Origin of the sequence: Candidatus Desulfatibia sp. (assembly GCF_036446775.1) — a bacterium.
GTDB lineage: Bacteria > Desulfobacterota > Desulfobacteria > Desulfobacterales > UBA11574 > Desulfatibia_A.
Genome location: NZ_JAZFTO010000120.1, coordinates 1 through 8211, shown reverse-complemented (window position 1 = coordinate 8211; position 8211 = coordinate 1). Strand labels below are relative to the sequence as shown.

Genomic DNA, 8211 nt, shown 5'->3' with positions numbered 1-8211 from the left:
AAATCAACGTTAACATAGAAAAGGCCTTCAAGATAGGGGGACCAAAACACGGGGCGCATTAAATAAATGTATGGCCCGGGATTCGGGGACCAACCCGGCTGAAAGAAGCTATTGTGACAAAAAAAGAGTCTAAAACAAACGTTGCCGCACAACGCCGCAAAGGTGGCAAGTTCTCTATTTCGAAAGAGTCGCGTGATCAAAAGGCTTTCATGGAGATTTTCAGCGCCCTGGGCTCGACCATAAAGCTGGAGGTATTGCTCCAGAAAATCCTGGATTTTACTATTGCTGAATGCAAGGCCAGCCAGGGTTCAGTAATCCTCATTGACCAAAATACGGATAAACTCGATATCCTTGCCAGTAAGGGGCTGCCGAAAAAAATTCAAGAAGATGGGCGCGAGAAACGAAAAAACGGTATCGCGGAGTGGGTGATCCGGAACAACCAACCTCTCATTCTTAACGATGCGGTCTTGGAGGAGAGGTTCAAATCGGTTGTGGAGAAACGGGATATCAAATCAGCCATGTGCGTTCCGCTTAGGGCTAAAGGGAAAGTTATCGGGACAATTAACATCAACCGCAACGAGAAGGATGTTTACTTCGACGATAATGATCTGAATATAGCTGTCATTATGGCGAGCCAGGCGGCGGTAGCTATTGAGAATGCACGTCTTTACGAGGAAAATCTCAAGACGGAGCGTCTGGCCGCCATTGGTCAAACGTTGGCAGAGCTGGCGCACTGCATCAAAAACATCATGCACGCCGTGGGCGGTGGTTCCTATATTTTGGACGCCGGCCTCAATACGAGCGATCTGGCCAAAGCTGCAAAAGGCTGGGACATCGTTAAGCGCAACAACGAGTTCCTGAAACAGTTGGTACTCGACATGCTTAGTTACTCCAAAGAACGAGAACCGGGGTATTCGGTGGTCGATATCAACGAGACTTGTGAGTCCGCGTGTCGACTCTTCAAGGATATGGCGCGGTCAAAAGCAACTGAAATTGTTTTTGAGAAAGATCCGTCCGTTGGCACGGTAGCGGTTGATAAAACCAGTATCAAGCGCTGCCTTAACAATCTACTGAGAAATGCAGTGGAAGCCTGTGGGGATGACGGAGGGATTGTTCGTATAGCCACCGGGTCGAACCATGAGAAGGATGAGTTCGTCATTCGCATTCAGGATAACGGCTGCGGTATATCTGAGGAGAACAAACCAAAGCTATTTCAAGTATTCTTCAGCACGAAAGGGTCCATGGGGACCGGTCTGGGCCTGGCCGTTGTTCATAAAATAATCACGGAACATCGCGGCCGGATTGAGGTCGAGTCGGAAGTCGGAAAAGGCACCACGTTTATCATCACGCTTCCCAAGGAGCCCCCGAAAACAAAATGATATTGATGTCGCCACAATAGCATCAGGGGGCGTTTTCAAAGGTTTAGACAAGGTGCCTCTAAATTTACTTGTCAGCCAGTTTACATACAAGTTTTGAAGCGGTTTCCAGGTCGACCCTGCTCATATTCAGCACCAAGTGGTAAAGCGCAGGATCGTCGAAGTCCTCTTTGCCTAATTTACGGTAAAAATTTAGGCGTCGTTTGTCTTCCTTCCTTACGACTCTGGCGGCCTGCTTCTGTGAAAGATCATAATGGTCCATCATGAATTTTGCTCGGTGTTCGACTTCGTCGATGAGAAGAACATGGTGTGCGTCCGGATGGTCATCCAAAATGTATTGACTGCCCCTGCCCAGAATTATGACATCTCCCTCTTCGGCAACCTGGGAGATAATTACAACGATATAATCCAGATATATATCTTCATCAATATAGCCGCGCTCACCTACTAAAATACGATCCAGCCATCGTTTTGAAACCATGCTGGAGATAATTCTAGAGAGCGTACTGCCGGCTTCTTTTTCGACAGACTCCACCCAGTGGGGTGAGACATTGGCCGCTTCCGCAACCATTTCGACAATATGATCATCAGCAAAAGTGTATCCCAACGTTTTGGCAATCATTTTACCAAGGGTTTTCCCTCCGGCGCCAAATTGTCTGGAAATGGTTATTACCGCCATCGAATTCTCCTATTCAATCTTCTCGCTCGGCATAAATCTTTTATTTTGAAGATTTATTTTTTTCAGGAGGGATTAACAAGGTCGGGTAGATAGACTTTTCAGTAAGCGTTCGCGGGATGCTTCCTATCCATCTTTCCAGCCAGGCCGCCTTTCCGGAGGAACCTGTAACGATCATGGTCGCTTGGTATTCCCGGGCGGCCTTTTCTATCTCCTGAATCGGATCACCAATGTAAACATGAGATCTGGCATTAATGCCTTCATTTTCAAAAATATCGCAGATCTCGTCTAGTTTTTTCCTGGTCTCCTTCCGAGTTTTTTGTATCCCCATGGCCGAAAAACTTTTTAACTCCTTATCACTGGCGACATGGATGACATTTATTTCCTCAATAACATTTTTCAAGCCTTTCAGATACTCTACCGCCTTAAGGCTGGCCGGCGACCAGTCCGTTGCCAGCAGAGGTCTCTCAAAGGGTTTTTCAAGGGTCTTGGCATTTTCCGACATATGTTTAAATACCAGAACGGGAACAGCGGTCCTTCGAATGAGTTCCGTAACATCGGATCCCGAATACAACTGTTCCAGCACACCTACGTGCGGGCGCCCAATTACGATGAGATCGGATTCTTCTTTCTCGGAGGCTTTAATGACCTGTGAAACCAGACTCCCGACGGCGATATAGACACCCACCTCCATGCCCAACTCAAATAGATTTTCGGCCCAGTCAATAAAACGTATATTGGCCGTTTCCCTGAGCTTAACCTCCTGGTCCTTCCGGTATCCGGTGCCCCGCTGCATGGCAACCCTATCTCTTTCGATTACGTTCAGAAAAACCACGTGGTCAAGGGCCGCCTCTCTCAAGTACAACAACGATTTCAAGGCATCAAAACACAGCTCCTCAAATTTGGTCACAAACAACAGCTTTTTAATTTCCATAATTCCTGCGACTTCCTCAATACTGGTCCGTAAAATTACCAGGGAATCAGCCGATGATTTTTTTAATCATCGCGGCCAGCTCTTCGGGCTCAACCGGTTTTTCCAGATAGGCCTCAGGCTCCGGCACTTTCGCGCCCCCGAATCCGGTCAAGGCTTTCTGCGAACGAAGAAATGATTTCTCGGCGATTCCGGAGAGCACAATTACGGGGATATGTTTCAAGGACGCATCGGTTTTTATCTCCCGAAACAATTTCACTCCACTGCCCCTGGGCATCAGAATATCAAGGAGAATCAGATCCGGTCCCGCTTGCCGTATGAGCTTCAGCCCTTCTTCTCCGTTTTGCGCAACTAAAGGAGTATAATCGTTTTCTTCCAGAACTGTAATGACAAATGACACCACATCAGGATCATCATCAATAACAAGTACCTTTTTACCCATGATAAATTCTCCTTGGTTTATTCCTTAAGCAGTAATGGTTCAGCCACAAAGGCACTAAGACACTAAGATTATAAATATAATTCTTTTTTGGGTAGTGTCCGTAGTCCTTTGTCAGTAGTCAGTTGTTTTCGCAAACACTTATTTCAAGCATAAATTTGTAAAATATTCGTTCATCTCTAATTGAATTAACCACTTTTTTCGTCCTTGGCGACTGACAATTGACAACTAGCAACGGACATCACACTTTTTTGATAAAGGTTTATAACCCATACCCCTTCTTTGTGCCTTCGTGCCTTAGTGGCTGAACTGTTACCTTAAGCATAATTCGCCATGTCCGGAAAGCGGTTCAATCAGTTTGTATTTAATTCCCTATAGGGCAATTGGACGGTAAAGATAGTCCCCGTTCCCGGTTGAGAGGTAACGTTTACGGTGCCCTCATGCTCATCGATAAGCTTTTTGGTAACAAGCAGGCCGAGGCCGGTTCCCCGTCCCCCTTTGGTGCTGAAAAAAGAGGTGAAAAGTTTGTCCTTGGTCTCTGCGCTCATACCGCAGCCGTTATCTTTGACTTCAAAACTGATCATGCCGTTCTTTTCACGGGCTGTTTTTATGGCCACCCGCCAATGCTTGCCTGTATCCTCATCATCCAAACAGGCATCGATGGCATTCGAAACCAGGTTCAACAGGGTGCGATGAATGGTCCGCGGATCCATTGACACCGCACCGATGGAGGGATCAAAATCTTTTATGACTTCTATGTTATTTTCTTGTGCCGTCTCTTTCAGCAGCTCACCGACATCGTTGGCAATTTCGTTCGGATAACAGCTTTCATATTCGGCCCCTCTCTCTTTGGAATAGGAAAGTAGATCCATAACCAAATCAGATATCCGCCCTATATTTCTCTCTATCGATTGCCAGCCGATCTTTAGCTTATCCGTATCATTTTTGTCAAGTCCGACATTTACATTATAACTTCCCCCTTTAAGGCCGGTGAGAATATTTTTTATATAATGGGCCAGACCGGCTGTAGTCTGGCCGACAGCCGCCAACCTTTCAGAACTGACCAGTTCCTTTTCCAATTGCTTTAGGTCCCTGAGGTCATGAAAAAAGGCAACGCTGCCCATCATTTTTTCGTTTTCATATAGATATAGATGGGTCCCCGAAAACCGCACGGGGATTTTTTCCCCGTCTTTTGTCAGGACCACGGTCTCTTTCCAGGGCAGTCCCCCTTTCGTTTTGCTACGGGCCGTCTCCCCCTTGAAAACTTCTACGATTTCGGGTGGATACAGGTCAGCAATATCCATCCTGTCGACGGCTTCAGATTGGGAACGCCCAAAGATTTTTTCCGCTCCCGGATTAAAAACAACTATCTTAAACTCCTCGTCCGTGGCGACTATGCCGTCATTTGAGCTGGTAATCAGTTTGTTCAAAAAATTGGATCGTCTCCATAATTTCCTGGTGGCAATCTGGACCTCATTTTCCAGGTTAACCGTGTATGCTTTAAGTTTCTTCCGTATTTCAAGTTTCTCTTGGGCTCTTTGAAGGGCAATGGAAAGGGCTTCATCCTTAATGGGCTTATTAATAAAATCAGAGGCACCGTATTTTAGCGCCTCTATCGCACTGTCGATGTCTCCATGGCCGGTGATGATGATCACCTCCGCGTCGGGCTCAAGGGCCTTGATTTTCCCTAAAACCTCTATCCCGTCCATGCCCGGCATCTTTAGGTCCGTGAGCACGATGTCCGCCGACTCTTTTTTAAACACCTCCAGACCTTCTTCACCACTGTAAGCCGTGGCTACATCGTAGCCGTCGCTTCTCAATGAAATGGAAAGAACCCTTACATTGGCTTCTTCATCGTCGATAACTAAAATCTTGGTCATACTCGTCTGCTTCGTCCTATTGCAAAAACGGAAAGCTTATTTTGAACTTCGTGCCTTGGCCCACTTCACTTTCAATTTCAATGCTGCCGTCATAGTCTTTAATGATGCCATAACTGATACTGACCCCCAGTCCGGTGCCCTTGCCTATTTTTTTAGTAGTAAAAAAAGGTTCCAATATTTTGCTTTTAACATCCTCAGACATGCCGATGCCCGTATCAGATACATTTACAACAACCTGGCCGTTTTCGGTAAATGATTGGATTGTTATCCGCTTTTCCGAATCGTTGATATCGGATTGTGCGGATTTCTCATCAATGGCGTCCATGGCATTGGTCACCAGGTTGATAAAGACCTGTTCCAGCCGGTTGTGTTCAGCCATGATATCGGGCAGCTTAGGGTCAAGATCGAGTTCAAGTTCAATCTGGTGAACCTTTAACTGATTTCCAAGAACCTTGAATACATCTTTGATGGGATCATTAATATTCAGCCTGCTCGGGACAATTTCCGATTGTCTGGCAAAATCTCTTACATGTTTGATAACACCGGCTGCCCGTTCTACATTGGTGACGATATCGTTGGCCATGGTTTTTAAATCGTCATCTTTGATGGACTGGCCCTTTTTCAACATTTTCAAAAAGAAATCGGCACAAATCTGGATAACATTCAGGGGTTGATTGATTTCATGGGCCATGCCTGAGGCCATAACGCCTAAGGTAGCCATTTTGCCGGCCTGAATCAGCTGTGTCTCTTGATCAACACTTTCGGTGATATCGGTTGTATTGGCGATCAAAACATCGCTCTCGCCGTATCTGGCGTAACTGACATTGATATTGACATAGAAGGGACGGCGCCCTTTTTTATAATGCCGCTTTTTAGAGAAAAGAACGGACTGCCCCGGGGAAAGATTTTTCAATCCCGCCGCAACGGCTTGATCGTCTTGAGCTCCTAATTTTAGAAACTGGAAGCCATACAATTCTTCGCGTGTATACCCGTAACAGTCCTGCGCCCTTTGATTGGTATCCAGGATTTCAAAGGTCTCGCAATCCATGATGAAAATGGGGTTGGGATCGTAATTAAAAAGGGATCTGTATTTTTCCTCCGATTTGATATATTGTTCCTGAAGCATGGCATTTTCGATGGCGATTCCGATCCTGTTTCCGATTAACTCCAGGATTTCTTTATTCTCGTAAGAAAAATGATCCGGTTTTTTACTGGCAATTTTGATAACACCGAAGGGATTCCTTTCCTTGGTGCTGATGGGAATGTAGGCCCATGATACGAAGTTTTCCTGCTCTAAAGAACAGATTTCATCGGAACAGTCTTGGGGCAGGCGGTCGAAGATCGTAAACATGCCGCTTTGGGCGATCCGCTGGATGATGCCATGGGGGGCCGCTACCATATCTTTTTTGCAAGCTTCCTCGGAAAAGCCGTAACTGTATTTCAGGTGGAACTTTCCATCACTTTCCATCAGATAAATACATACGCATTCGGCCGACAAAAAATCGATTATCTCCTGAATAGACGCATTTATTCTTTCTTCAACTGCGGAAGGAGCGTTCAGGGCGGAGTAGATGGAACAAAGGGTGCTCAGTTCCCGGGTGTGACGCTCACGCACTTCCTCTGCTTGCTTATCCTCGGTCTTGTCCCAGAGGGTTTCAATGGCACCGATCATCTTACCGTCAGGTGCTTTTATGGGCGCCGCCGTAAAAAAACACCATCTTCCATTTTGTCCCAGTTTCGGGAAAAATACTTCGGCCTCATAGGCCCCTTCGATGAGGGCGGATTTGCTGGATTTCGTACCATACAGCTTCTTTATCTCGTCTTCTTTGATTTGATCCAGAATCACATCCGCCATGGTCGGCCTCTCTATGTCCCAGAAGGGCAGCCACTGTTTGTTCGTTCCCACGATCTTATCGGCCGAATAGCCGGTAAGTTTTTCTATGGCTTTATTCCAATGGGTGACGATATGATCCTTGTTGATTACAAATGTGGGTAGATTGCTCCCCTGAATTATCTGGGTCATGGCCCTTTCGCTCTCAACCAGCTCTTCCTCTGCATTAATCAAATGGTCGGTCCTTTCTTCGACGATCTTTGTAATGCGGTTGGAAAATCGGTCAAATATCTCTTCGATCTTCTTAATTTCAGTACCGCTAACTTGTATGTCTCTGCGAGCCTTTAATCGTTCTTCTTCTATTTTAAGGTAATCCCAGACCGACATGGCACTGAAATGGTCTATCAGCTTCACTTGGGCAGGTTTGGTCTTTTTTATTATCTCCCTGAGCGTATTGTCTTTGGTTAATTCTATAATCATATCAAGGTCTTCAAGCTTATAAAACTCTCTATAATCGCTGGTGGTGAATATCCCCTTTTCTTGGGCGTATCTCAATCCCGGAGCTTGATCATCCAGATCCGCAACGCCTAAGATCACAGGCCTTTGATCCTTGAAGTCCTCGATAAAAAAAATCTGGAGAATTGCCTTACAGACCAAGCCTCCGCCGACAATGGCGATGTTTGATTTGCTCAAATTTATGTCCATTTTTCTACCTATGGTTTTTGTAGCGTAACCGTTCACGGGTTCAAAGGTTCAGGGTTCAGAGGTTCAACGAATAAAGACAACATTGAATCCCACCAGTGGCGGGAAACCTGTGAACGCATGAAAAAGACAACCCGACTCGGCTGTCTTCGACTATACCCTAATTTGGCCCAAAAAAAAAGAGTGTAAAAGTTAATGAATTCGCAAAAAGTCGAATTCATCAGGTGTTTGGTGGTTAGTATTTTGTGTTTTGATTGAAATCTATGCTGATATACCAGCTTGTTAGATCGCCAAACACTAAACACCAGCCGACTTCGCCATAGCAGCGGCCGACTTCGCCAAAGTAGCCTTAGCTACGACGGCTGAAAATACAAAA

General features: G+C 45.8%; 6 protein-coding genes. 1 reads left to right on the top strand and 5 read right to left on the bottom strand.

Features of this window, described 5'->3' with window-relative positions:
* The first annotated feature begins 113 nt into the window (after positions 1 to 113).
* Positions 114 to 1379, top strand: coding sequence for an ATP-binding protein (locus V3S16_RS05790; RefSeq protein WP_413883730.1), 1266 nt, complete (start codon positions 114 to 116; stop codon positions 1377 to 1379).
* Between the two features lie 64 nt (positions 1380 to 1443).
* Here the strand turns inward: V3S16_RS05790 and V3S16_RS05785 are convergent, their stop codons facing one another.
* The 5 genes from V3S16_RS05785 to V3S16_RS05765 all read right to left on the bottom strand — a co-directional run bounded on the left by V3S16_RS05785 (position 1444) and on the right by V3S16_RS05765 (position 7838).
* Complete coding sequence (locus V3S16_RS05785; RefSeq protein WP_413883729.1) at positions 1444 to 2055, bottom strand: AAA family ATPase; 612 nt, start codon at positions 2053 to 2055, stop codon at positions 1444 to 1446.
* A gap of 40 nt (positions 2056 to 2095) precedes the next feature.
* Positions 2096 to 2986, bottom strand: coding sequence for a universal stress protein (locus V3S16_RS05780; RefSeq protein WP_413883728.1), 891 nt, complete (start codon positions 2984 to 2986; stop codon positions 2096 to 2098).
* Positions 2987 to 3032: 46 nt separating this feature from the next.
* Positions 3033 to 3425 carry a response regulator gene (locus V3S16_RS05775; protein WP_413883727.1) on the bottom strand — a complete coding sequence of 131 codons (393 nt, stop codon included), beginning with the start codon at positions 3423 to 3425 and terminating at the stop codon, positions 3033 to 3035.
* Positions 3426 to 3775: 350 nt separating this feature from the next.
* Positions 3776 to 5302 (bottom strand): response regulator, encoded by a 1527-nt coding sequence (locus V3S16_RS05770; protein ID WP_413883726.1) that lies wholly within the window; start codon positions 5300 to 5302, stop codon positions 3776 to 3778.
* A 16-nt stretch (positions 5303 to 5318) separates the two neighbouring features.
* A complete protein-coding gene (locus tag V3S16_RS05765) occupies positions 5319 to 7838 on the bottom strand; it encodes a PAS domain S-box protein (RefSeq protein WP_413883725.1) in 2520 nt (839 codons plus the stop codon).
* Positions 7839 to 8211: the final 373 nt, after the last annotated feature.

What these genes read in the sequence shown, in the direction of transcription:
- V3S16_RS05785 (WP_413883729.1), bottom strand. Translation starts at nt 2,055, where the DNA reads ATGGCGGTAATAACCATTTCCAGACAATTTGGCGCCGGAGGGAAAACC.
- V3S16_RS05780 (WP_413883728.1), bottom strand. Translation starts at nt 2,986, where the DNA reads ATGGAAATTAAAAAGCTGTTGTTTGTGACCAAATTTGAGGAGCTGTGT.
- V3S16_RS05775 (WP_413883727.1), bottom strand. Translation starts at nt 3,425, where the DNA reads ATGGGTAAAAAGGTACTTGTTATTGATGATGATCCTGATGTGGTGTCA.
- V3S16_RS05770 (WP_413883726.1), bottom strand. Translation starts at nt 5,302, where the DNA reads ATGACCAAGATTTTAGTTATCGACGATGAAGAAGCCAATGTAAGGGTT.
- V3S16_RS05765 (WP_413883725.1), bottom strand. Translation starts at nt 7,838, where the DNA reads ATGGACATAAATTTGAGCAAATCAAACATCGCCATTGTCGGCGGAGGC.